Here is a 21632-nt window from a genome sequence, read left to right as displayed (position 1 = left end):
GTGCTCAGGCGCGCGGCCGGGCCAGCGTCACGACGGCGGTCAGCGACAGGAACGCGGCGCCGGCCAGCACCACCGCCATCGGCAGCGCGCTGCCCTCGCCGCCGAGCCCGACCAGCGGCGCGGCGAGCGCGCCCACCACCGACTGGATGCCGCCCATCAGCGCGGCAGCGGTGCCCGCGTGCCGGGCGTGCGCGTCCAGCGCCAGCGCGGTGCTGTTCGGCATCACCATGCCGAGCGAGCCGACGAAGGCGAACAGCGCCACCGCCGTCACGACCAGGCTGCCCGCCAGCGCGCCGCTCAGCACGCCGATCGCGGTGCCCAGGCCGACCACCAGCGTGGTGACCAGCAGCCGGCGCGGCGTGAAGCGGTCGAGCAGCCGGGCGTTCGCCTGCCCGACCGCCACCAGGGCGAGCGCGTTGACGCCGAAGATCACGCTGAACACGGCCGCGGAGACGCCGAAGACGTCCTGGAACACGAACGACGACCCGGAGATGTACGCGAACAGTCCGGCGAACGCGAAGCCCTGCGTCAGCGCGTACCCGAGGTAGACCCGGTCGGCGAGCAGCGACCGCATGGTCCGGACGGTGGCCCCCAGGCCACCGGTGCTGCGGCGCTCGGGCGGCAGCGTCTCCGGCAGGCGCAGCGCGACGGCGACGGCGAGCACCGCCCCGATGACGGCGAGGGCCACGAAGACGGCCCGCCACGAGCCGAACCGTAGTACCAGGCTGCCCACGCCCGGCGCCGCCACCGGTGCCACGCCGAAGACCAGGGTGAGCCGGGAGAAGTACTTCGCGGCGTCCCGTCCCGAGTAGAGGTCGCGGACCACCGCGCGGGCGACCACCACGCCCATGCCGCCGGCGACGCCCTGGGCGAACCGCGCGGCTGCGAGCAGCGGGGCGTTCGGCGCCGCGGCGCACGCCAGCGCCAGCACGGTGTACGCGACCACGCCGACCAGCACCGGACGGCGGCGCCCCCAGCGGTCACTGAGTGGACCGGTGACGAGCTGTCCCAGGGCGAGACCGATCAGGCAGGTGGTCAGCGAGAGCTGGATGCCGGCCTGGTCGGCGCCGAGGTCGCGGGTCATGGCCGGGAACGCCGGCAGGTACATGTCCAGCGACAGCGGGCCGATCGCGGTGAGCGTGCCGAGCAGCACCAGCAGCGTCACGCCGCCGGTGGACGCGGTGGTGCGGTCGGCGGCCGGGCGCGCGGCGGTCGGCGCGGCGTTGCTCACGAGTGGGTACCCCCTGGATCCGGTGCGTCCGGGTACCTTACATCTGTAGTCAGAACTATTGCGATGTGAGGCGGGTGACTCCGTGGCGACGAACGAGCAGGTCGCGCGCGTCGGAGCGGTCGTGGGGGAGCTGCACCGCCTCCTGCGCCGGCGGACCGGGGCGCGGGTCGGACGCGACCCGCTGCCCGAGGCGCAGGTGGAGTTGCTGCTGCTGGTCCGGGAGACGCCCGGGATCAGCGGCAAGGAGGTGGCCCGGCGCCTCTGCACCGCGCCCAACACGGTGAGCACGCTGGTCCGCGACCTCACCGACGCCGGGCTGCTGGCCCGTGACCGCGACCCCGGCGACCGCCGCGTGCTGCGGCTGCGCGTGACCGAGGCCGCCCGGGCCCGGATGGCCGACTACGAGACCAACCGCGCCGCGCTGCTCGACGAGGCGCTGGCCGAGCTGGAGCCGCCGGCACGGGCGGCGATCCTGGCCGCCGCCCCGCACCTGGACGCACTGCTCGGCGCCCTGCGGCGACACGCCCGCCCCGGGCCGGCCCCCGGAAACCCGGTGGCCGCGGTGCCGACCCGCCCCGCATGATCACCGGATGGCCCTCCACCAGGACGAGATACCCGTGGACGAGCAGGTCGTCCGGGCGCTGCTGACCGACCAGCGCCCCGAGTGGGCCGCGCTGCCGCTGACCCCGGCCGGCGCCGGGACCGACAACACGATGTACCGGCTCGGCGCCGACCTGCTCGTCCGCCTGCCGCGCACCGCCGAGAAGGCCGGCGCCCTGCGCAAGGAACAGCGGTGGCTGCCCCGGCTCGCACCGCTGCTGCCGTACCGGGTGCCGGAACCGGTGTACGCCGGCGTCCCGGCCGACGCCTTCCCGCTGCCGTGGTCGGTGCAGCGATGGATACCGGGCGACGAGGTCCGGTCCGGCACGGTCGAGGACTGGGCCGCCCTCGGCGCCGACCTGGCCGTGTTCGTCCGGCGCCTGCACGCGACCGACCTGCTCGGCGCGACCCGCGCGGGCCCGCTCAGCGGCTACCGCGGCGGCAGCCTCCGGCCCTGCGACACCTGGATCTCCGCGGCGCTCGACGACTGCCGGACCCTGATCGGCGACGAGACGGACGTCGACACCCTGGTCGGGCTCTGGCGGGACGCCCTCACCCTGCCCGAACCCGCCGCCCCGCACGTCTGGCTGCACGGGGACCTCAAACCCACAAACCTGCTGGTGCACGACGGCCGGCTGCGGGCGGTCATCGACTTCGGCGGCCTCACCGTCGGGCACCCCGACGCCGAACACGCGCCGATCTGGGACCTTCCGCCGCAGGCCCGGCACGCCTACCGGGAGGCGCTCGGCGTGGACGACGTGACCTGGGCGCGGGCCCGCGCCTGGGCGCTCGGGGTGGCGGCCAGTGGCGTCTCCTACTACTGGCACACGTTCCCGGCGTTCGTCGCCGAGTGCCGCAACCGCCTCCGGGAGATCCTGGCCGACGCCGGCTGAAGCAGGCCGCCGGTCAGGCCGTGCCGTCCAGTTCCGCGTAGCCGCGGCGGGCAGCGATCAGGCCCGGCCGGGCGCCGAACGGCGACTCGGCCGCCACCCGCTCCGGCGGGGCGCTGCCGGTGTGCCCGGCGCGGATCAGCCACGCCTGCCGCGCGAGCTGCGCGTGTTGCTCGCGGACGAAGTCCGCGCCGACCGGCTCGCCGTGGCCGGGCACCACCACCGTCGTGGGCGTGGTCAGCCGCAGCAGGTCGGCCAGCGCGTCCGGCCACTTCAGGGGGTACGACTCCTCGAACGCCGGCGGTCCGCTCTGCTCCACCAGGTCGCCCGCGACCAGCACGTCCGCGTCGGGCACGTGCACCACCAGGTCGGCGTCGGTGTGCCCGTGCCCGGGATGGCGCAGCACCACGCGCCGGCCGCCGACGTCGAGCACCGTCTCCTCGTGCACCTCGTGCGTCGGCGCCCGCAGCTCGGTGTGCGCCAGTTCCTCGGCCAGCGCCGGGTGCCCGGCACGCATCTCCTCGTACGCGGCGCGGCGCACCGCGTCGGACCGGTCCCGCAGCGCCGCCGCGGCCTGGGCCTGCGCGTAGATCGCGGTGTCCGGACCGGCCAGCGTGGCGTTGCCGAAGCAGTGGTCGAAGTGGTGGTGCGTGTTCACGATCGTCCACGGGTACGGCGTCACCGCCCGCGCCGCCTCCGCCAGTTCCCGGGCCTGCCCGGCGGTGGAAAGCGTGTCCACCAGCAGCGCCGCGCCGTCACCCACCACCAGCACCACGTTCACCGCGAGCGTCGGCTCGCGCAGCACGTGCACCCCGGCGGCGACCTCGGAGAACCCGGCGGTCATGACTGGCGCACGGCCCGCTCGACGAAGCGCTGCCGGTCGACGAGCACCCGCTCGACCCGGCCCTGCGCCGCCACGGTGGGCCCGTCGGTGACTGTCACGTCGAAGACGAGCCGCTTCCCGTCGACCTTCACCAGCTCGGCGTGGGCGGCCACGGTGCGACCGACCGGCGTGGCCGCGCGGTGCTCCAGCTCCACCCGGACGCCGACGGTGGTCGACCCGGACGGCATCCGGGTCGCGGTGGCGGCCACCGTCGCCGCCTCGGCCAGCGCCAGCACCCGGGGTGTGCCGAGCACCGGCACGTCCCCCGAGCCGACCGCCTGTGCGGTGTCGGCGTCGGTCACTGTGAGCTCGACCCGGGCGGTCAGGCCCGGCGTGAAGGGCGACTCCGGCTGCTCCTGCATGCGGCCGAGCCTAGTGCAGCCGGCCCGCGGCCGTCCGGCGTCCGAGCCGCCACCGGTCCGGTCGTCACCGCCCGCCCGCATGCCCGCCGGTCGCCCGCCGTTAACCTTGTCCGCGATGGCCGAGCTGACACAATCTCCGACCCCCGCCCCCGACGCGACCACCGAATCGCCCGACGGTGGGCGCCGCCGTGTGATCGCGATGACCATCTGGGGCGTCGCCTTCGTCGTCGCCTGGCTCGCCATCGGCCTGCCCACCGACCCGGCGTACGCGTTCCTGTGGATCTGGGCCGGCACGATCGCGTGGAACTCGGCCCGCCCGTGGCGCAGCCACCTGCGGTTCGCCCGGGACTGGATCCCGGTGGTGCTGCTGCTGGCCGCGTACAACCTGTCCCGCGGGTTCGCCGACAACGGCGCCACCCCGCACGCGATGGAGCTGATCGTCGCCGACCGCTTCCTCACCGGGTGGCTCACCGGCGGCGAGGTGCCGACGATCTGGCTCCAGGAGCGCCTGTACGACGCGTCCGAGGTGCGCTGGTGGGACGTGCTGGTGAGCTGGATCTACTTCTCGCACTTCGTGGCGACGTTCGCCGCCGCCGCGGTGCTGTGGATGCGCAACAGGCGGCGCTGGATCGCGTACATGTCCCGCTGGGGCTTCCTGTGCGCGGCCGGCCTGGTCACCTACTTCGCCTACCCGGCCGCGCCGCCGTGGTGGGCGGCGCAGAACGGCCTGCTCACCGAGGTCGCGCGGATCTCCACCCGGGGGTGGAAGGAGATCGGCATGCACGGCGCGGGCAACCTGCTCAACGCCGGGCAGATCGCCTCCAACCCGGTGGCCGCGATGCCGTCGCTGCACACCGCGTTCGCGCTGTTCGTGGTGCTGTTCTTCATGCGGTCGGTGCGTAAGCGCTGGTGGCCGCTGATGCTGGCGTACCCGCTGGCCATGACGTTCACGCTGATGTACAGCGGCGAGCACTACCTGATCGACGTGCTGGTCGGCTGGGCGTACGTGGGCATGACGTTCCTGGTGGTCGGCCTGGCCGAGCGCTGGTGGGCGGCGCGGCAGGCCCGGCGGGCCGGTGAGCCCGCCGTCGCCGCAGGCGAGCCGTCCGCCGACGGCGACGCCTCCGCCGACCTCCCGGACCGCGCCGCCGACGACCGGGACGCGGTGCCCGCCGAGCGCCGGTAGGCCCGCGCCACCGGCCGTCTCGGGCGGCCGGGTCGTAGCCGCGCCGCCGTCGTTTGCCCACCGCCGTCGTGGCGTCGCGGCCCGCCGGGGTCAGCGGCGGCTGTCGGTACGGCGGGCGGCGCGCGACCGCTCGGTCAGCTCCGCGGCCAGCTCCCACGCGTCGGCCAGATCCCGGTCGACGGCCGCCGCCCCGGCCCCACCGGCGGTGTCCGCGTGCACGGTGGCCAGCCGCAGCAGCCGCTGCACCGGACCCCGCGTGACCCGCACGCTCTGGATCCGGGCGTACGGCACCAGCGTCAACCGGCGGGTCAGCAACCCGGAGCGGGCCACGAAGACCCGCTCGTCGAGACCGGCGCCGACCACCTTGCGGCTCAGCGGCCGCAGCCACCGGGCCCGTGACGGGGGCGGCGTGGCGGGCAGCGCGTCCAGCCGTACGCCGGGCAGCACCTCCGCCACGACCATCGCGCCGGTGCCCGCGTCGCCGACCGGCAGCAGCCGGTCCGGGCGGTTGCGGTCGTCCGGCTCACCGGCCGAGTAGCCGGCCACCTCCAGCCGCAGCCGCAGCCACCCCTTCATCCGCCACAGCAGCGGCCAGGTCGCCCGTACCGTCTGCACCCGGTGCAGCGGCACGGTCTGCATCCGCGTCTCCAGCAGCCCGTTGTGCACGCGCAGCGTGCCGTCGTCCCGGTCGAGGCGGAAGCTCCAGTCGTCGAGCACCCGGCGGATCGGTTGCAGCACCACACCGGCCATCGCGGTGAGCGTGCTCGCCACGGCGATGAACGACCACGAGCCCTCGGAGAGGAACTGGGCGCCGACGAACACCAGGCCCAGCGGCAGCAGGAACGCCTGCGGCGTGAGCAGCTGGCTGACCAGCAGATCCTGGTTGCGGACGGCGTGCAGCCGGCGACCCTCCGGCACGGGCGCCCCGACCGGCGCGCCGGGCTCGGCCGCCGGCACCGGTGCCGGGGCGGAGCGACCGGCGACCGCGAGCAGCCGCTGCCGCAGCGCGGTGGCCTCGGCCACGCTGAGGTAGGCCAGCGGCGCCTCGGTCTTGCCCCCGCCGACCACCTCCAGCCGCAGCTCGGCCAGGCCGGTGAGCTGGGCCAGCAGCGGCCGGACCACCTCCACCGCCTGCAGCCGCTCCAGCGGGATGGCCCGGGTACGCCGCCACAGCAGGCCCTCGTAGACCCGCAGCTCGCGGCCCACCAGGTGGTAGCCGGTGTTCCACCAACTCACCACCGACAGCACGGTGGCGCCGAGCACGAAGACGGTGACCAGCACCGCGAACCAGCCGAACCCGACCCGCGACAGCGTCGACCAGGAGAGCCCGGCGATCACCACGACCAGCGACTTCGCGCCGTGCAGCGCCGGGCTGAGCGGATGCAGCCGCTGCCGGGGCTCCTCGCCGCCGGGCGGTCCGGCCGCCGGACCCCACGGTCCCGGGTACGGCGGCAGCGGCGCGGGCCACGGCCCGGGCACCGCGTCGGGTCCGGGCGGGGGGCCGTACCCGGGTGCCGCCGAGCCGGGCGGACCGTAGCCGGGCGGCGGTGCGTACCCGGGAGGTGGCCCGTAGGCGGTCGGCGTCCCGTCTCCGGGCGGAGGCCCGTATCCGGATGGTGCTCCGGGGACGGGCGGCGCGGCGGGCGGGCCGTAACCCGGCGCGGGCGGGCCGGGCGTGGGCTCGGGCCGGTCGTCGTGGGGCGGCGGGGCGCCGGAGTCGCTCCGCTCGCTCACAGGCCCTCCGCCCGGTCCTCGCCCAGCGCGGTCAGCCGGTCGCGCAGCCGGGACGCCTCGGCCGGGCGCAGGCCGGGCACGCGCGCGTCGCTCGCCGCGGCGGCCGTATGCAATTGCACGGTGGCGAGGTCGAACGCGCGCTCCAACGGACCGGCGCTCACATCGACGAACTGCATCCGCGAGTACGGCACGATGGACAGCCGCCGCACCAGCAGACCGTGGCGCACGAGCAGATCGTCGTCGCGCTCGGCGTACCCCCAGGCGCGGACCGCGCGCACGATGGTGACGGACCGCCAGACGCCCATCAGCAGCGCCACGCCGACGGCGGCGCCGAGCAGCCAGTGCCCGGACAGCGCCCAGGCCACGCCGAGCACCACGAGCGCCACGGCCAGCCCGATGCCGAGCCGGATCAGCTCCACCCAGATCAGGTCGCGGGAGATCGGCTGCCAGTGGACCGTGTCCGGCCAGGGCTCCAGCGCGCTGCGCGAGGCGGGCGGGAGGCCGGCGGGGCCGTCACCGCTCATCGGGGAGACCTGCCGTGCTCGCCGCCGGTACGGACTCGGGTCGTCTGCTCGCTCACGCTTCGAGCGTAGGCGATCAGGGAAGCGGGACCACCTCGCGGAGGAAGCCGCGTGCCTCGAGGAAGTCACCGAGGGAGCCGCGGTGCTCCGGGCAGGCCAGCCAGGTCTTGCGCCGGTCCGGCGCGTGCAGGCGGGGATTGTGCCAGCGGAGCTGGAAGGCGGCGGGTGCGCGACACCCCCGCGCCGAGCAGATCAGCGTCTCGTCCGGGGTGGTGGGAGTCGTCACCGGGGCGAGTCTAGAGGCCGCACGCCGGAAGCTTTAGCGCCGGGCGGCCACGGGGGGAGCCGCCCGGCGACGGGGTGAATCGTACACACGGCGGACCCCTTGTTGTCCACCCGTGTTCAGCGTTTCCCGCGCGCCGGGACGGCGTGGCCGGACGGCGCGGCGAAAATCGTGCCTCTCCCACCCTCGGCTCTCAGCGAGGCATGACAGTCTTGATACGCACCACGCCGCGACGACGACCCTGCTGTGGAGGACCGGTGGCCCAGCCGACCACACCCGACGTGCCGAACCCGACCGAGGCGGCGCCGGACGCGCCGCCCCCGGCGGGCACCACCCCGGCCCAGGACGCCACGCTGCTGGAGCGGGCGCTGTTCGAGACCAAGCGGGTGATCGTCGGCCAGGACCGGATGGTCGAGCGGATGTTCGTCGCGCTGCTGGCCCGTGGGCACTGCCTGCTGGAGGGCGTGCCGGGCGTGGCCAAGACGCTCGCCGTGGAGACCCTGGCGCGGGTCGTCGGCGGCTCGTTCGCCCGGGTCCAGTTCACCCCCGACCTGGTGCCCGCCGACATCATGGGCACCCGGATCTACCGGCAGTCCAGCGAGAAGTTCGACGTCGAGCTGGGCCCGGTCTTCGTCAACTTCCTGCTCGCCGACGAGATCAACCGCGCGCCCGCCAAGGTGCAGTCGGCGCTGCTGGAGGTGATGAGCGAGCGGCAGGTCTCCATCGGCGGCGAGAGCCACCGGGTGCCCGACCCGTTCCTGGTCATGGCCACCCAGAACCCGATCGAGCAGGAGGGCGTCTACCCGCTGCCGGAGGCGCAGCGGGACCGGTTCCTCATGAAGATCGTCGTGGGCTACCCGACGGACGCCGAGGAGCGCGAGATCGTCTACCGGATGGGCGTCGCACCGCCCGAGCCGGCCCGGGTGTTCGACACCCCGGACCTGGTCGCCCTTCAGCACAAGGCCGACCAGGTGTTCGTGCACAACGCGCTCGTCGACTACGCGGTCCGGCTGGTGCTCGCCACCCGGGCGCCGGCCGAGCACGGCATGCCCGACGTGGCCCAGCTCATCCAGTACGGCGCCAGCCCGCGCGCCTCGCTCGGCCTGGTCCGGGCCACCCGCGCGCTGGCGCTGCTGCGCGGCCGGGACTACGCGTTGCCGCAGGACGTGCAGGACATCGCGCCGGACATCCTGCGTCACCGGCTGGTGCTCAGCTACGACGCGCTCGCCGACGACGTACCGGCCGACCACATCGTGCACCGGGTGATGTCGACCATCCCGCTGCCCGCCGTCGCGCCCCGCCAGCAGGCCACACCGCCGCCACCGTCCGTCCCGCACAACGGATGGCCCGGGCAGCGGCCGTGAGCTCGCCCACCCCGCTGAGCGCCGCCGGCGACCGCTCGGGGGCCGTGCTGGCCCGGCTCCAGCTCATGGTCACCCGCAAGCTGGACGGGCTGCTCCAGGGCGACTACGCCGGGCTGCTGCCCGGACCGGGCAGCGAGGCGGGGGAGTCCCGGGAGTACCGGCCCGGCGACGACGTGCGCCGGATGGACTGGCCGGTCACTGCCCGCACCACCATGCCGCACGTCCGGCGTACGGTGGCCGACCGCGAACTGGAGACGTGGCTGGCCGTCGACATGTCGGCCAGCCTGGACTTCGGCACCGGGCGGTGGCTCAAGCGGGACGTGGCGGTCGCCGCGGTCGCCGCGCTGGCCCACCTGACCGTGCGGGGCGGCAACCGGATCGGCGCGGTCGTCGGCACCGGCGGGGCCGGCGGGCCGGGGACGATGCTGCGGCTGCCCGCCCGTTCCGGCCGCAAGGAGGCCCAGGGGCTGCTGCGGGCGGTGGCGGGCGCCGAGATCCGGCCCGGCCGCAGCGACCTGGGCGCGCTCGTCGAACTGCTCAACCGGCCGCCCCGGCGGCGCGGCGTCGCGGTGGTGATCTCCGACTTCCTCGCGCCGCCGCAGCAGTGGGGCCGGCCGCTGCGTAAGCTGCGGGTCCGCCACGACGTGCTGGCCGTCGAGGTGGTCGATCCGCGGGAACTGGAACTGCCCGACGTGGGGGTGCTGCCGGTGGTCGACCCGGAGAGCGGGGAACTGCACGAGGTGCAGACCGCCGACCCGGGCCTGCGCCGCCGGTACGCCGAGGCGGCGGCCGCCCAGCGCGGTGCGATCGCCGCCGAGCTGCGCGCCGCGGGCGCGGCCCACCTGCGCCTGCGTACCGACCGAGACTGGCTGCTGGACATGGTGCGTTTCGTCGCCGCGCAGCGGCACGCCCGCACCCGAGGGACGACTCGATGATCCGTTTTCTGCAACCGTGGTGGCTGCTCGCCGTGCTGCCGGTGCTCGCCCTCGCCGCCGCGTACGTCTGGCGGCAACTGCACCGCCGGCAGTACGCGCTGCGGTTCACAAACGTCGACCTGTTGCGTACCGTCGCGCCCAAGGGACTGGGCTGGCGGCGGCACGTCGCGGCGACCGCGTTCCTGCTCTGCCTGCTGGTGCTGGCGACCGGGCTGGCCCGCCCGGCGATCGACACCCGCGAGCCGCTGGAGCGGGCCACCGTGATGCTCGCCATCGACGTGTCGTTGTCGATGCAGGCCGACGACGTGTCGCCGAACCGCCTGGAGGCGGCCCAGGAGGCGGCCAAGCAGTTCGTCGGCGAGCTGCCGGAGAGCTACAACCTGGGGCTCGTCTCGTTCGCCAAGTCGGCGAACGTGCTGGTGCCGCCGACGAAGGACCGGGCGGCTGTCACCACCGCGATCGACGGGCTGGTGCTGGCCGAGGCGACAGCCACCGGCGAGGCGGTGTTCACCTGCCTGGAGGCGATCCGTTCGGTGCCGGCCGACGGCGCCGCCGGTATCCCGCCGGCCCGGATCGTGCTGCTGTCCGACGGCTACCGCACGTCGGGCCGCTCGGTCGAGGAGGCCGCCGCGGCGGCGCAGGCGGCGAACGTGCCGGTGTCCACCATCGCGTTCGGCACCGACTCCGGGCAGGTCGACATCGGCGGGCAGCTCCAGCGGGTGCCGGTGGACCGCACCGCGCTGTCCCAGCTCGCGGAGACCACGCAGGGCTTCTTCTACGAGGCCGCGTCGGCCAGCGAACTGAAGCAGGTCTACCAGGACATGGGCAGCTCGATCGGCTACCGGACCGAGCCGCGCGAGATCACCCAGTGGTACGCGGGGATCGCGCTGTTGCTGGCGCTGTGCGCGGGCGGGCTGAGTCTGCTCTGGACGTCCCGGCTCGTGTGAGCCGGAACCGGCCGGCGGTGGTCAGTGACCGCCGCCGGCCAGCACGAACAGGACGGCCACCCAGACGGCGGCGAGGGTGAAGCCCAGCGGGGCGACGTAACGGCTCATGGGTGTGCTCCGTGGCGACGGTCGGCCCGGTGCGGGCCGTGGGGGGCGGGGCGTACGCGCACGAAGTCGTGACCGGGTGCTCCGCCGCGCGGCAGGCCACACCCCGGCGTGCTCGCCGGGAAGCGGATGCGGTGCGGAGGGCGGGAAGCGGGTCAGCCGCGTCGACCGAGCCGTGGCTCAGCGGGGCTGACGATGGGCCCGGCCACGACTGGGAGGATCGCTATCTCGCACAGCGATCACCTCCTGAAGTCGGCGGGGCCCGGATGCGGGCGCAGACCGGCCCGCAGACGCGATCATCGTACACCGGTGCGCGGGTGCCGCGCGCTCGGGCCGCGCGTCCGGGCCGGACCGGAGCCCGGTCGCCACCGCCAGCACCAGAGCGAGCAATGGCAGCCAGCAGACGCGTGCCACCACCCAGCCGGGTCCGGCCGGCGCGGTGTGCAGGCCGGGCAGGAGCGCCACGTGGGCGAGCAGAGCGGTCACCCCGACCAGGATCGGCTGGTGCCACAGGTAGATCCGGACCGCCCGCTGGTTGACCGTACGCACCGCACGGGCCGGTCCGGGCCGGTCCAGCAGCCGGGCCAGCGCCGGGCGGACCAGCAACGCCACCCCGATCTGCGCCACCGCCAGGGCGACGGCGAACAGCGACGGCGGGTGCAGGTTGGACATCGCCGCGCCGGGCACCCCCACCGCGCTCACCGGGTAGCCGGCCTCGATCAACGCGGCGAGCCCTGCCGCGCCGGTGACCGCCAGCGCCGCTCCGGCACGTCGGCCGGCCAGCCGGCCGTCGGCGTGGGCCATGCCGAGCATCCACGGCACCGACCAGGCCGCCAGCACCGCCACCGGCAGCCGGCCGGGCAGCGCGTCGCCTGCGAGATCCAGGGCGGCCACCACGGCCACCGCTGCCCCGGCGCAGCGCAGCGGACCCCATCGGCGTACGGCGGAGCGCAGCGGACCGGCCAGGCCGTGGAACGCCAGCAGCGGCAGCAGGAACCACAGCGGGCTGATCGCGAGCGTGAGCGCCACCGAGAGGGTGGCGTCCGGGATGCCCAGCACGATCGCGGTGAGCAGCAGGCCGGCGCCCACCCCGAGCAGGGCCAGGGCCGGGAGCAGCAGCCGGGCGAACCGGTGGGCCGGTCCGTGCCGCCCCGAGGCCCGCGCGGCCGCGAAGCCCGCGGTGAAGAAGAACAGGCCGAGGGTCTGCAACACCCAGGTGGCCGGTGCCAGGGCGGGCATCGTGGCCAGCGGGCTCGCCGTGCCGAGCGTGCCGTCCGGCGCGACCACGAGCGCGGTGACCAGCCAGTGTCCCACCACGACCCCGCCGATGGCGAAGCCGCGCAGCGCGTCGACGACCGGATCGCGGCTCATCCGGCCACCCCCGGATCGCCGGCGAGCACCACCGACGCCACCGCCCGTACCGTGCTGCTCGCCTCGACGAGATAGTCGTCGTGCCCCGCGACACCGTCGGTGGGCAGCGGCCGGGCGCCGAACGCCGGGTCACCGGGCCGCACGCCGTGCCCCAGCCCGGGCAGGCGCACCGCCGGCACTCGGTGGATCCAGTCGCCCGGCGCCTCCGCCGCCCACACCCGGACCCCGCTCAGGGCGGTGGCCCGGTCCGCGCCGAGTCCCACCCCGCCGAGCGCCACCACGTCGGTGACGTTCGACGGCGCCTTGCGGGCGGCGAGCCCGGCCAGCACGGCGCCGTAGCTGTGCCCGACCAGGGTCACCCGGGCGTCCGGCCGGCGGTCGGCCAGCATCCGTAGCTGAGCCGCGAGAGCGACGGCGCCACGTCGTGCGGGCGCCGTACCGGCGGCCGCGACCACCCCGTCGGGCGGCAGGTAGCCGAGCCAGACCAGCACGGCGATCCGGGCTGTGGGCGCGGCGGCCCGCAACTCCTGGTACAGCGCGCGACCCTGCCGGCTCGGCGCCCGCCGGGCCACGCCGCCCAGTCCTCTGTCGAAGTCGGAGAGCCGGGTACCCGCCCCGGGCACCAGCACCACGATCCGCTCGGCGGTGGCCAGGTCGCCGAGCACCTCGACGGCAAGACCGCCGCCCGGGTCGAAGGACAGGAACCGTCGTCCGTCGGCGACCCATCCGGCGTACGGCGGTCCGGCCTCGCGCATCCGTGCCGCCGAGACCGGGTACGCCTCGACGTACCCCGGCGCGGCGGTCGCCACGGGCTGGTCCGGCACCAGCAGCCCGAGGCCGAGCAGCGTGGTCACCGCCAGCCGGCCGGGTCGTTTCCAGCTCATCGATGTCTCCCCTCGACGTGGTCTGAGGAGGAGAGTGCGGCGTCGGCCACCGAGCGGTCGTCACTCCACGGAGCCGCTTCCGGCGTCCCACCCAGGTGCTACTCGCCGGCGGCCACCAACCCGGTCTCGTACGCGACGACGACGGCCTGCGCCCGGTCACGCAGCCGAAGCTTGGCCAGGATCCGCCCGACGTGCGTCTTGACGGTCTGCTCGGCGACGACCAGGTCGGCGGCGATCTCCGCGTTCGACCGGCCCCGGGCGATCAGGCGGAGCACGTCCACCTCCCGGGGGGTCAGCCCGGCCAGGCCGGTGGGGCGCGGCCCGCGACGGTCGGGGCGGGACGCGAAGTCGGCGATGAGGCGGCGGGTCACCGCCGGGGCGAGGAGCGCATCGCCGGCCGCCACCACCCGGACCCCGTGCACCAGGTCCGCGGCCGGGGCGTCCTTGAGCAGGAATCCGCTCGCGCCCGCACGCAGCGCCTCGTAGACGTAGTCGTCGAGGTCGAAGGTGGTCAGGATGAGCACTCGGGGCCGGTCGGCGCGGGCGCCGCCGAGCAGTTGCCGGGTGGCGGCGAGGCCGTCGAGCACGGGCATCCGCACGTCCATGAGCACCACGTCCGGGTCGAGTCGGCGAGCCTCGGTCACGGCCGCCGCACCGTCGGCGGCGTCGCCGACCACGAGCAGGTCCGGCTGGGCGGACAGCAGCGCCCCGAAGCCCTGCCGGACCATCGCCTGGTCGTCGGCGATCAGCACCCGGATCATGCGTCCCCACTCTCCTCGTCGTACGGCAGCCGCGCGTCGACGGCGTACCCGCCGTCGTCGAGTGGCCCGGCGGTGAAGGTGCCGCCGAGCGCCCGGGCCCGTTCCCGCATCCCGACGACGCCGTGCCCGCTGCCCCGCTCGCCGGTCGGAGGAGGCGCCGAGCCGGCGGTGTTGACGACCCGTACCGCGAGGGCGTCGCCGTCCGCGCGGACCGTGACCCAGACCTCGCTGCCGGGTGCGTGCCGGGCGGCGTTCGCCAGTCCCTCCTGCACGATCCGATACGCGGCCAGCCCGACCGGGGCCGGAACCGCGGCGCGCGGCGGATCCGCCTCCAGCCGGACCGGGAGGCCGGCGCGGCGCGCTCCGTCGACCATGGTGCCGAGGTCGGCGAGCCCGGGCTTCGGCGCGGTCTCCGGGCCGGTGAAATCGTTACGCAGCACGCCGAGCAGCCGGCGCATGTCGGTCAGTGCTTCGCGGGCGGCGCCGGCGATCGCGACGAATTCCTGCCGGGCCGGCTCCCGTACGTCGGCGAGCCGGTAGGGCGCGGTCTCGGCCTGCACCGCGATCATCGACATGTGGTGGGCGACCACGTCGTGCATCTCCCGGGCGATCCGGGTCCGCTCCTCCAGCACCGCCCGGCGCTCGGTTTCCCGCTCGCTGAGCGCGGTCTGCGTGGCCAGGGCCCGGCGCGAGGTCCGGTTGCCGCGAACCAGGTCGCCGAGGACCAGCAGGGTCAGCAGCAGGGCGAGGATGCCGATGCGGTTGTCCCGGTCGACCTGCGCGAGCACCGGCACCGAGGTGATCAGACCCACCCACAGCAGCACCGGCCGGTCGACGCGCGCGGCCACCACGGCCAGCACCAGCAGCGAGCCGAGCACCAGCACCGGGTTCCACGGCCAAGGCGCGCCGGCCGGGGCGTTGAAGGTGCAGACGCAGAGCGCGACGACGGTGAGCCGCCAGGACAGCAGCGGGCGCCGGGGCAGGGCGAGCAGCGGCGCCACGGTCAGCGCCGCGAAGCCGATGGTGACCGGTGCGGGAAGACCGCGCTCGTTCTCGCTGGCGAGGGTGGCGGCGAAGAGCCCGACCACGGCGAGCAGACCGATCGGACCGAGGTACGGCGCAAGGGCCGGCCAGCGCGGCGACGACGGCCGGGAAGGCGGGGCGTCCGCGTCCCACACGGCGCGGCGCAGGCCCTGCCAGGCGACTCGGGCCGGGTGCTTCTCCACCAGGAGCAGCGTACGGACCGGCGATGCCGACGTCGTCCCACCACGGGGCCAGATGCCTCGTCATACCGGGGAGTGACCTGCGCGGGTTAGCGCTTACCTGTCGGTAACCCCTAGGCTCCGACCGACCGAGAGATCACTGGAGCAGAGGGGGATCCGTGGCCCGAACCGTGCTGGTGACCGGCGGGAACCGGGGGATCGGCCTGGCCATCGCGCAGGCGTTCGCCAAGCAGGGCGACCGGGTGGCCGTCACCTATCGCAGCGGCGAGGCTCCGGACGGCCTGTTCGGCGTGCGATGTGACGTGACCGACGCCGAGTCGGTCGACGCCGCGTTCACCACGATCGAGGCCGAACTCGGCCCGGTGGAGGTGCTCGTCGCCAACGCCGGCATCACCGACGACACGCTGATCATGCGGATGTCCGAGGAGCAGTTCGCCCGCGTCCTCGACACCAACCTGACCGGCTCGTTCCGGGTCGCCAAGCGGGCCTCGACGAAGATGCTCCGCGGCCGCTGGGGGCGGATGATCTTCGTTTCCTCGGTGGTCGGTCTCTCCGGCGGCGCGGGCCAGGTCAACTACGCGGCCAGCAAGGCCGGCCTGGTCGGCGTGGCCCGCTCGATCACCCGCGAGCTGGGCGCCCGCAACATCACCGCGAACGTGGTGGCGCCCGGCTTCATCGACACCGACATGACCGCCGGCCTGCCCGAGGAACGCAAGGCGGAGATCCGCAAGTCCATCCCGGCCGGCCGGATGGCCACCCCGGACGAGGTCGCCGGTGTCGTCACCTGGCTCGCCTCGGACGCGGCCGGATACGTCACCGGTGCCGTCATCCCGGTCGACGGCGGCCTCGGCATGGGTCACTGAGCAGAGCACGGAGGAGACACGCAATGTCCGGACTTCTCGCCGGTAAGCGGCTGCTTATCACCGGCGTCATCACCGACGCGTCGATCGCCTTCTCGGTGGCGAAGCTCGCCCAGGAGAACGGCGCCCAGGTCGTGCTCACCGGCTACGGCCGGCTCTCCCTGGTGGAGCGGATCGCCAAGCGGCTGCCCGAGCCGGCACCCGTGATCGAACTGGACGTCACGAACGAGGAGCACCTGGCCGGGCTCGCCGACAAGGTGCGCGAGCACGTCGACGGCCTGGACGGCGTCGTGCACTCGATCGGGTTCGCCCCGCAGAGCTGCCTCGGCGGCGGATTCCTCGACGCCCCCTGGGCGGACGTGGCCACCGCGCTTCAGGTCTCCACCTACTCGTACAAGTCCCTTGCCATGGCCGCGCTGCCGCTGATGTCCGCCGGCGGCGCCGTGGTGGGCCTCACGTTCGACGCCACCAAGGCGTGGCCGGTCTACGACTGGATGGGCGTGGCGAAGGCCGGGCTGGAGTCCGCCTCCCGCTACCTGGCGCTGCACCTGGGCAAGCAGGGCATCCGCAGCAACCTGGTCGCGGCCGGCCCGCTGCGCACCATCGCGGCCAAGTCCATCCCCGGCTTCGACCAGTTCGAGGACGCCTGGACCGAGCGGGCCCCGCTGGGCTGGAGCCTGACCGACCAGGAGCCCGCCGCGCGGGCCTGCCTGGCGCTGCTGTCCGACTGGTTCCCGGCCACCACCGGCGAGATCGTCCACGTCGACGGCGGCTACCACGCCATCGGCGCCTGAAATGTAAGGACGGGCCCCTTCTTAACGCCTCGTGCAGCGGAAGGGGCCCTTCTTGACACGCTGCGGCCCGGGTGGTCACCACACCGACCAGGGGGCGTCGCCACGCCGTGACGGCGGGCGAGGAAGAATGGCCCCATGGCGTACGACGCGTTGGTGCTGGTCTCCTTCGGCGGCCCGGAGCGGCCCGAGGACGTTCTCCCGTTCCTGCAGAACGTGACCCGGGGGCGGGGGGTGCCGCCCGAGCGGCTGGCCGAGGTCGCCGAGCACTACCTGCACTTCGGCGGGGTGTCGCCGATCAACCAGCAGTGCCGTGACCTGCTCGCGGCGATCCGCGAGGACTTCGCCGCCAACGGCGTCGACCTGCCGGTCTACTGGGGCAACCGCAACTGGGATCCGATGCTCGCCGACACCGTCGCCCGGATGCGCGACGACGGGATCACCCGGGCGCTGGCGTTCGTCACCAGCGCGTACGGCGGCTACTCCTCCTGCCGGCAGTACCAGGAGGACATCGCCTCGGCCCGCGCCGCGGTCGGCCCGGACGCCCCGCTGATCGAGAAGCTGCGCCAGTTCTGGGACCACCCCGGCTTCATCGAGCCGCACGCCGACGCGGTCCGCGCCGCGCTGGCCCAGCTCGACCCGGCGAAGCGGGACTCCACCCGGCTGGTCTTCACCGCGCACTCCGTCCCGATGTCCGCGGCGGCCACCGCCGGCCCGCACGGCGGCCGCTACACCGCGCAGCTCGAGGAGGTCGCCCGGCTGGTGCACGCCGCGGCCGCGCCCGACCTGGAGTACGACCTGGTCTGGCAGAGCCGGTCCGGGCCGCCGCAGGTGCCGTGGCTGGAGCCGGACGTCAACGACCACCTGGCGACGCTGCCCGAGCAGGGCGTGACGAGCGTGGTGGTCAGCCCCATCGGTTTCGTCTCCGACCACCTGGAGGTGGTGTGGGACCTGGACACCGAGGCGCTGGAGACGGCCAAGCAGCTCGGCCTGGACTTCGTCCGCGCCGGCACCCCGGGGGTCGACCCCCGGTTCGTGGCGATGGTCCGCGAGCTGGTTCTGGAACGCACCGCCCCGGACGGCGAGCGGCTGCGCCGCCGACTCGGCGAGCTGCCGGCCTGGGACACCTGCCCGGCGCTGTGCTGCGTGCCCCCGGCCCGCCGGCCCTGAGCCCGACCCGACGACACCCCTGGGGACGACACGATGCTTGACCGCAAGCCGGTGCAGAGCTGGCTCACCGACATGGACGGCGTGCTGGTGCACGAGGGGCAGCCGGTGCCCGGCGCCCCGGAGTTCGTCAAGAAGCTGCGTACCTCCGGCAAGCCGTTCCTGGTGCTGACGAACAACTCCATCTACACGCCCCGCGACCTCCAGGCGCGGCTGGCCCGGATGGGGCTGGACGTGCCGGAGGAGGCGATCTGGTCCTCGGCGCTGGCCACCGCCCAGTTCCTGGCCGACCAGCGGCCGGGCGGCACCGCGTACGTCATCGGTGAGGCCGGCCTGACCACGGCGCTGCACGCGGTGGGGTACGTCCTCAGTGACTTCGCCCCGGACTACGTGGTGCTGGGGGAGACGCGCACCTACAGCTTCGAGGCGATAACCAAGGCGATCCGGCTGATCAACGACGGCGCCCGGTTCATCTGCACCAACCCCGACGCCACCGGCCCGTCGATGGAGGGCGCGCTGCCGGCGGCCGGCTCGGTGGCGGCGATGATCTCGAAGGCGACAGGTGTCGACCCGTACTTCGTCGGCAAGCCCAACCCGATGATGATGCGCTCGGCGCTGAACACCATCGACGCGCACTCCGAGTCGACCGCGATGATCGGCGACCGGATGGACACCGACATCCTGTGCGGCCTGGAGGCCGGCCTGGAGACGATCCTGGTGCTCACCGGCATCAGCAGCCGGACCGAGGCCGAGCGGTACCCGTACCGTCCGTCGCGGATCGTCGACTCGGTGGCCGACCTGATCGACGAGGTCTGAGCCGCGGCGTCCGTCCGGTTACGGTGCCGCGAGGGCCAGGCGGCGGGCGGCCACCGAAGTTCGACAAGACCGACTACCGCGAGCGGCATGCGGTCGAATGCGGCGTCAACCGGCTCAAGCGCCATCGTGCGGTCGCCACGAGATACGACAAGCGTGCCGTACGCTACGAGGCGGCCGTGCCGGTCGCAGTCCTCAACGAACGGCTGTGACCAGGGGCACTACCCTCAGGTTGCCGCCGCATAACACCGGACGGCGACCTTCTGCTCCGGGCTCCACCGCTGTTCGACTGTGGCCAGCAGCTGCCAGCCGAGCCTCTCGTACAGAGCCGCCGCCGCAGTGTCAGAAGCCACCACGTCGAGCACGGGATGCAAACCGCGATGCTGTGCTTCTTCGACAGCCTGCGCCATCAGCAGCGCACCGATCCCGTGGCCGCGGGCCGACGGAGCGACGAACAACCGGTTGACCACGGCAGTCGCGTCGATACTCACACCTGCAAGAGCGCCCCACAGCCCAGGTGCCGCGTCTCCCGCGTCGCTTCGGGACAAGCCGATATGACCGACCATGCGGCCACCCAGTTCCGCCACCCAGGAGGCGATGAGCGATGGCGGCGTGAGCCATGCGGCCGGGAAATCGGGCCAGTTCACCGGATAGCCGTCGCGCTCATGAACCTCTGCCAGCACCCGCACACAATCACTGAGGTCGCGATCAGACCGCTGTCGGACAGTCGGGGGTACGTCCGCGCCGGACACGTTCTCGCTCCTCACTGCGGCATGGGAACACAGCCCGCGGCCCGTGGCCAGCTACTTTCACACCAGACCCTAGAGTCGCAGCGGCGCGTTGCAGGCGGCCACCAGGGCCTGCCGGCACGCGGTGGTGAGCGGCCGCAGGGCCGCGTCCCGCTGCTGCGCTTCGTAGGTGTTCACCGCGCCGCCGGGCGCGCTCTCCCCGGCCAGCGCGAGCACCCGATCCAGTACGGCGGCGCGGGCGAACAGGCGGCGGGCCCGCGGGTCGAAGCCGGGCGGCAGGTCGGTGGCGCCGTCCGGCCGGCGCAGCGCGGCGAGCGCCCCGGCGAGTTCGGGCCGCCACTGCGCGACGTCCAGCCGGGTCAGCGTGGCGGTGGTCTCGGCCAGCACGGCGGCGAGTTCCGCCTCCGCCTCCGCCGCGCCGGGCGTGGTGAGGGACGCCTTCGGCGCGTCCGCCGGTAGCGGATGCACCCGCCAGAGCACCGTCTCCCAGGTCATCCCCGAGCCGGACGTGTGCGTACGGACCTCGGGCACCAGCCCCATCCCGCTCGCCACCACCGCCTCGCCCGCCACCAGCGCCGCCCCGGCGAACGCACCCGGACCGGGCAGGCCGCGCGGGTCACCGGGCGCGGGCAGCACCAGGCGGATGTCGTCTGGTGAATGCTTGGCGAGGCTGGGCAGCGCCTCCCGCAGCGACACGTCGGTCCAGGTGCCGGGGGCGTCGGCGACGAGGTGCTCCTCGTCGCCGGCGACGGCGTCGGCCACCTCGTCGAAGGGCACCAGACCGGCTCGCCAGGCACGCACCCAGGCGACGAACCGGCTCGACCGGCGCGGAGCCAGCGTGGCCGCGCCCGTTGCGGGGGAGGACATGCGGAAAGGGTACGTGCTCCGCGCCGCTGCTGTCTCGGCTGCCGCTCCGGCGGCGCGACCTGGCCCCAACTACCCCCTTCGCACCGTTTCGTGCCGACGGATGACGGCCCGGTCGGCGCGTCGGCGAGCGACACGCCGGGGCGCTGGTTAGCGTCAGCGGCATGGCGGGGCGATACGACGGGGACGTGCTGGCCGGTGACTGGCGACGACGGAAGGTCACCCCCGAGGTCGACGCCGAACCCGACCTGGTGGTCGAGGACGCCGACTCCGGGTTCTGCGGCGCCGTGGTCGGCTTCGACTCCGGCGCTGTCGTGCTGGAGGACCGGCACGGGCGGCGGCGCAACTTCCCGCTGCTGCCCGCCGCGTTCCTGCTCGACGGCAGGCCGGTCACACTGCGACGCCCGGCCCGCGCACCGGTGCCCGCCGCGCGCCGCCGTACCGCGTCCGGGTCGATCGCTGTGGACGGCGTACGGGCGCAGGTCGCCAAGGCCAGCCGGATCTGGGTCGAGGGCGTGCACGACGCCGCGCTGGTCGAGCGGATCTGGGGCGACGACCTGCGCATCGAGGGCGTGGTGGTGGAACCGCTGGACGGCATCGACGCGCTCGGCGACGAGGTACGCGCGTTCGCGCCCGGCCCGGGTCGCCGGCTCGGTGTGCTCGTCGACCACCTCGTACCCGGCTCGAAGGAGAGCCGCATCGTGGCCCGGGTGAACTCGCCGCACGTGCTGGTGACCGGGCACCCGTACGTCGACGTGTGGCAGGCGGTACGCCCGGCGGCGCTCGGCATCGCGGCGTGGCCCGTGGTTCCTCCGGGGCAGCCCTGGAAGGAGGGCGTCTGCGCGGCGCTCGGGGTGGGTGAGCCGGCGGACATGTGGCGGCACATCCTGTCCCGGGTGGACAGCTTCGCCGACGTGGAGACGCCGTTGATCAACGCGATGGAGCGCCTGATCGACTTCGTCACCGAGCCTGGGTGACCGGTTGCGGTTAGGGCTGCTCGGCTTGCGGCCTGGAGTGGTTGCGGTTGGGGCCGGGGGGGGGGGCCCGCGCGGCCCCCCCCCCCCCCCCGCCCCCCCCCCACCCCCACACCCGGCGCCCCCCCGCGTAG

Annotated in this window: 23 protein-coding genes; 11 read left to right on the top strand and 12 right to left on the bottom strand. The window is 74.5% G+C overall.

What is annotated here, in order from left to right; translation table 11 throughout:
* Window positions 1-4: 4 nt before the first annotated feature.
* Window positions 5-1231, bottom strand: coding sequence for a multidrug effflux MFS transporter (locus AC2CHG_RS16930; RefSeq protein WP_484525085.1), 1227 nt, complete (start codon window positions 1229-1231; stop codon window positions 5-7).
* A gap of 82 nt (window positions 1232-1313) precedes the next feature.
* Here AC2CHG_RS16930 and AC2CHG_RS16925 point away from each other — a divergent pair, with 82 nt between their 5' ends.
* Window positions 1314-1814, top strand: coding sequence for a MarR family winged helix-turn-helix transcriptional regulator (locus tag AC2CHG_RS16925; protein WP_484525084.1), 501 nt, complete (start codon window positions 1314-1316; stop codon window positions 1812-1814).
* 7 nt (window positions 1815-1821) lie between these two features.
* A complete protein-coding gene (locus AC2CHG_RS16920) occupies window positions 1822-2724 on the top strand; it encodes an aminoglycoside phosphotransferase family protein (protein ID WP_262014372.1) in 903 nt (300 codons plus the stop codon).
* 13 nt (window positions 2725-2737) lie between these two features.
* On the opposite strand, the gene AC2CHG_RS16915 is transcribed toward AC2CHG_RS16920, so the two are convergent.
* Together AC2CHG_RS16915 and AC2CHG_RS16910 are read right to left on the bottom strand one after the other, a co-directional pair.
* Entirely contained in the window at window positions 2738-3565 is an 828-nt protein-coding gene (locus tag AC2CHG_RS16915; protein WP_262014371.1) for an MBL fold metallo-hydrolase, read from the bottom strand.
* Window positions 3562-3966 (bottom strand): thioesterase family protein, encoded by a 405-nt coding sequence (locus AC2CHG_RS16910; protein ID WP_013287380.1) that lies wholly within the window; start codon window positions 3964-3966, stop codon window positions 3562-3564. Before AC2CHG_RS16910 ends, AC2CHG_RS16915 begins: the two co-directional genes overlap by 4 nt.
* Window positions 3967-4081: 115 nt before the next feature.
* Here AC2CHG_RS16910 and AC2CHG_RS16905 point away from each other — a divergent pair, with 115 nt between their 5' ends.
* On the top strand, window positions 4082-5152 hold the full coding sequence (locus AC2CHG_RS16905; protein ID WP_355509625.1) for a phosphatase PAP2 family protein: 1071 nt from the start codon (window positions 4082-4084) through the stop codon (window positions 5150-5152).
* Between the two features lie 90 nt (window positions 5153-5242).
* Here AC2CHG_RS16905 and AC2CHG_RS16900 read toward each other — a convergent pair whose 3' ends face one another.
* From AC2CHG_RS16900 to AC2CHG_RS16890, 3 genes are all read right to left on the bottom strand, one after another.
* Complete coding sequence (locus AC2CHG_RS16900) at window positions 5243-6607, bottom strand: PH domain-containing protein (protein WP_484525087.1); 1365 nt, start codon at window positions 6605-6607, stop codon at window positions 5243-5245.
* Window positions 6608-6882: 275 nt separating this feature from the next.
* Window positions 6883-7410 (bottom strand): PH domain-containing protein, encoded by a 528-nt coding sequence (locus tag AC2CHG_RS16895; protein WP_194803054.1) that lies wholly within the window; start codon window positions 7408-7410, stop codon window positions 6883-6885.
* Window positions 7411-7483: 73 nt separating this feature from the next.
* A complete protein-coding gene (locus tag AC2CHG_RS16890; RefSeq protein ID WP_120568985.1) occupies window positions 7484-7693 on the bottom strand; it encodes a hypothetical protein in 210 nt (69 codons plus the stop codon).
* A 254-nt stretch (window positions 7694-7947) separates the two neighbouring features.
* Here AC2CHG_RS16890 and AC2CHG_RS16885 point away from each other — a divergent pair, with 254 nt between their 5' ends.
* Genes AC2CHG_RS16885 through AC2CHG_RS16875 form a run of 3 tightly spaced genes read left to right on the top strand, consistent with a single transcriptional unit; the run spans window position 7948 to window position 10936 of the window.
* On the top strand, window positions 7948-9054 hold the full coding sequence (locus AC2CHG_RS16885; RefSeq protein ID WP_262014369.1) for an AAA family ATPase: 1107 nt from the start codon (window positions 7948-7950) through the stop codon (window positions 9052-9054).
* Window positions 9033-9989, top strand: a complete 957-nt coding sequence (locus AC2CHG_RS16880; RefSeq protein ID WP_262014368.1) for a DUF58 domain-containing protein — start codon at window positions 9033-9035, stop codon at window positions 9987-9989. Before AC2CHG_RS16885 ends, AC2CHG_RS16880 begins: the two co-directional genes overlap by 22 nt.
* Window positions 9986-10936: a VWA domain-containing protein gene (locus tag AC2CHG_RS16875; RefSeq protein WP_013287373.1), complete on the top strand. Its 951-nt coding sequence runs from the start codon at window positions 9986-9988 to the stop codon at window positions 10934-10936. Before AC2CHG_RS16880 ends, AC2CHG_RS16875 begins: the two co-directional genes overlap by 4 nt.
* 285 nt (window positions 10937-11221) lie before the next feature.
* Here AC2CHG_RS16875 and AC2CHG_RS16870 read toward each other — a convergent pair whose 3' ends face one another.
* The 4 genes from AC2CHG_RS16870 to AC2CHG_RS16855 form a co-directional block, all read right to left on the bottom strand.
* Complete coding sequence (locus tag AC2CHG_RS16870; protein WP_262014367.1) at window positions 11222-12412, bottom strand: acyltransferase; 1191 nt, start codon at window positions 12410-12412, stop codon at window positions 11222-11224.
* A complete protein-coding gene (locus AC2CHG_RS16865; protein WP_262014366.1) occupies window positions 12409-13296 on the bottom strand; it encodes an alpha/beta hydrolase family protein in 888 nt (295 codons plus the stop codon). Before AC2CHG_RS16865 ends, AC2CHG_RS16870 begins: the two co-directional genes overlap by 4 nt.
* A 98-nt stretch (window positions 13297-13394) precedes the next feature.
* Complete coding sequence (locus AC2CHG_RS16860) at window positions 13395-14057, bottom strand: response regulator (protein WP_357210726.1); 663 nt, start codon at window positions 14055-14057, stop codon at window positions 13395-13397.
* On the bottom strand, window positions 14054-15283 hold the full coding sequence (locus AC2CHG_RS16855; RefSeq protein ID WP_484525083.1) for a sensor histidine kinase: 1230 nt from the start codon (window positions 15281-15283) through the stop codon (window positions 14054-14056). Before AC2CHG_RS16855 ends, AC2CHG_RS16860 begins: the two co-directional genes overlap by 4 nt.
* Before the next feature lie 155 nt (window positions 15284-15438).
* Here AC2CHG_RS16855 and fabG point away from each other — a divergent pair, with 155 nt between their 5' ends.
* The 4 genes from fabG to AC2CHG_RS16835 all read left to right on the top strand — a co-directional run bounded on the left by fabG (window position 15439) and on the right by AC2CHG_RS16835 (window position 18914).
* The gene (gene fabG / locus AC2CHG_RS16850; RefSeq protein ID WP_484525082.1) at window positions 15439-16143 is read left to right on the top strand and encodes a 3-oxoacyl-ACP reductase FabG; all 705 of its coding nucleotides are present in this window, start codon (window positions 15439-15441) and stop codon (window positions 16141-16143) included.
* 23 nt (window positions 16144-16166) lie between these two features.
* Entirely contained in the window at window positions 16167-16934 is a 768-nt protein-coding gene (gene fabI / locus AC2CHG_RS16845; RefSeq protein WP_484525081.1) for an enoyl-ACP reductase FabI, read from the top strand.
* A 135-nt stretch (window positions 16935-17069) separates the two neighbouring features.
* Entirely contained in the window at window positions 17070-18101 is a 1032-nt protein-coding gene (locus tag AC2CHG_RS16840; RefSeq protein WP_355509635.1) for a ferrochelatase, read from the top strand.
* Window positions 18102-18134: 33 nt separating this feature from the next.
* Window positions 18135-18914, top strand: a complete 780-nt coding sequence (locus AC2CHG_RS16835; RefSeq protein WP_262014362.1) for an HAD-IIA family hydrolase — start codon at window positions 18135-18137, stop codon at window positions 18912-18914.
* Window positions 18915-19138: 224 nt separating this feature from the next.
* Here the strand turns inward: AC2CHG_RS16835 and AC2CHG_RS16830 are convergent, their stop codons facing one another.
* Together AC2CHG_RS16830 and AC2CHG_RS16825 are read right to left on the bottom strand one after the other, a co-directional pair.
* The gene (locus AC2CHG_RS16830) at window positions 19139-19594 is read right to left on the bottom strand and encodes a GNAT family N-acetyltransferase (RefSeq protein WP_484525080.1); all 456 of its coding nucleotides are present in this window, start codon (window positions 19592-19594) and stop codon (window positions 19139-19141) included.
* 138 nt (window positions 19595-19732) lie between these two features.
* Entirely contained in the window at window positions 19733-20527 is a 795-nt protein-coding gene (locus AC2CHG_RS16825) for a hypothetical protein (protein WP_135241109.1), read from the bottom strand.
* Between the two features lie 161 nt (window positions 20528-20688).
* Between AC2CHG_RS16825 and AC2CHG_RS16820 the strand changes: the two genes are divergently transcribed.
* Window positions 20689-21501: a DUF3097 domain-containing protein gene (locus AC2CHG_RS16820; RefSeq protein WP_484525079.1), complete on the top strand. Its 813-nt coding sequence runs from the start codon at window positions 20689-20691 to the stop codon at window positions 21499-21501.
* The last annotated feature ends 131 nt before the right edge of the window (window positions 21502-21632 follow it).

This window comes from Micromonospora sp. ATLC20, assembly GCF_057196585.1.
This window is presented reverse-complemented; position numbering and strand designations above follow the sequence as displayed.

Excerpts from the sequence above, each read along its gene's own strand:
- AC2CHG_RS16875 (WP_013287373.1), top strand. The coding sequence starts at position 9,986 with ATGATCCGTTTTCTGCAACCGTGGTGGCTGCTCGCCGTGCTGCCGGTG.
- AC2CHG_RS16835 (WP_262014362.1), top strand. The coding sequence starts at position 18,135 with ATGCTTGACCGCAAGCCGGTGCAGAGCTGGCTCACCGACATGGACGGC.
- AC2CHG_RS16870 (WP_262014367.1), bottom strand. The coding sequence starts at position 12,412 with ATGAGCCGCGATCCGGTCGTCGACGCGCTGCGCGGCTTCGCCATCGGC.
- AC2CHG_RS16865 (WP_262014366.1), bottom strand. The coding sequence starts at position 13,296 with ATGAGCTGGAAACGACCCGGCCGGCTGGCGGTGACCACGCTGCTCGGC.
- AC2CHG_RS16880 (WP_262014368.1), top strand. The coding sequence starts at position 9,033 with ATGGCCCGGGCAGCGGCCGTGAGCTCGCCCACCCCGCTGAGCGCCGCC.
- AC2CHG_RS16910 (WP_013287380.1), bottom strand. The coding sequence starts at position 3,966 with ATGCAGGAGCAGCCGGAGTCGCCCTTCACGCCGGGCCTGACCGCCCGG.
- AC2CHG_RS16920 (WP_262014372.1), top strand. The coding sequence starts at position 1,822 with ATGGCCCTCCACCAGGACGAGATACCCGTGGACGAGCAGGTCGTCCGG.
- fabI (WP_484525081.1), top strand. The coding sequence starts at position 16,167 with ATGTCCGGACTTCTCGCCGGTAAGCGGCTGCTTATCACCGGCGTCATC.
- AC2CHG_RS16915 (WP_262014371.1), bottom strand. The coding sequence starts at position 3,565 with ATGACCGCCGGGTTCTCCGAGGTCGCCGCCGGGGTGCACGTGCTGCGC.
- AC2CHG_RS16905 (WP_355509625.1), top strand. The coding sequence starts at position 4,082 with ATGGCCGAGCTGACACAATCTCCGACCCCCGCCCCCGACGCGACCACC.
- AC2CHG_RS16895 (WP_194803054.1), bottom strand. The coding sequence starts at position 7,410 with ATGAGCGGTGACGGCCCCGCCGGCCTCCCGCCCGCCTCGCGCAGCGCG.
- AC2CHG_RS16860 (WP_357210726.1), bottom strand. The coding sequence starts at position 14,057 with ATGATCCGGGTGCTGATCGCCGACGACCAGGCGATGGTCCGGCAGGGC.
- AC2CHG_RS16840 (WP_355509635.1), top strand. The coding sequence starts at position 17,070 with ATGGCGTACGACGCGTTGGTGCTGGTCTCCTTCGGCGGCCCGGAGCGG.
- AC2CHG_RS16825 (WP_135241109.1), bottom strand. The coding sequence starts at position 20,527 with ATGTCCTCCCCCGCAACGGGCGCGGCCACGCTGGCTCCGCGCCGGTCG.
- AC2CHG_RS16820 (WP_484525079.1), top strand. The coding sequence starts at position 20,689 with ATGGCGGGGCGATACGACGGGGACGTGCTGGCCGGTGACTGGCGACGA.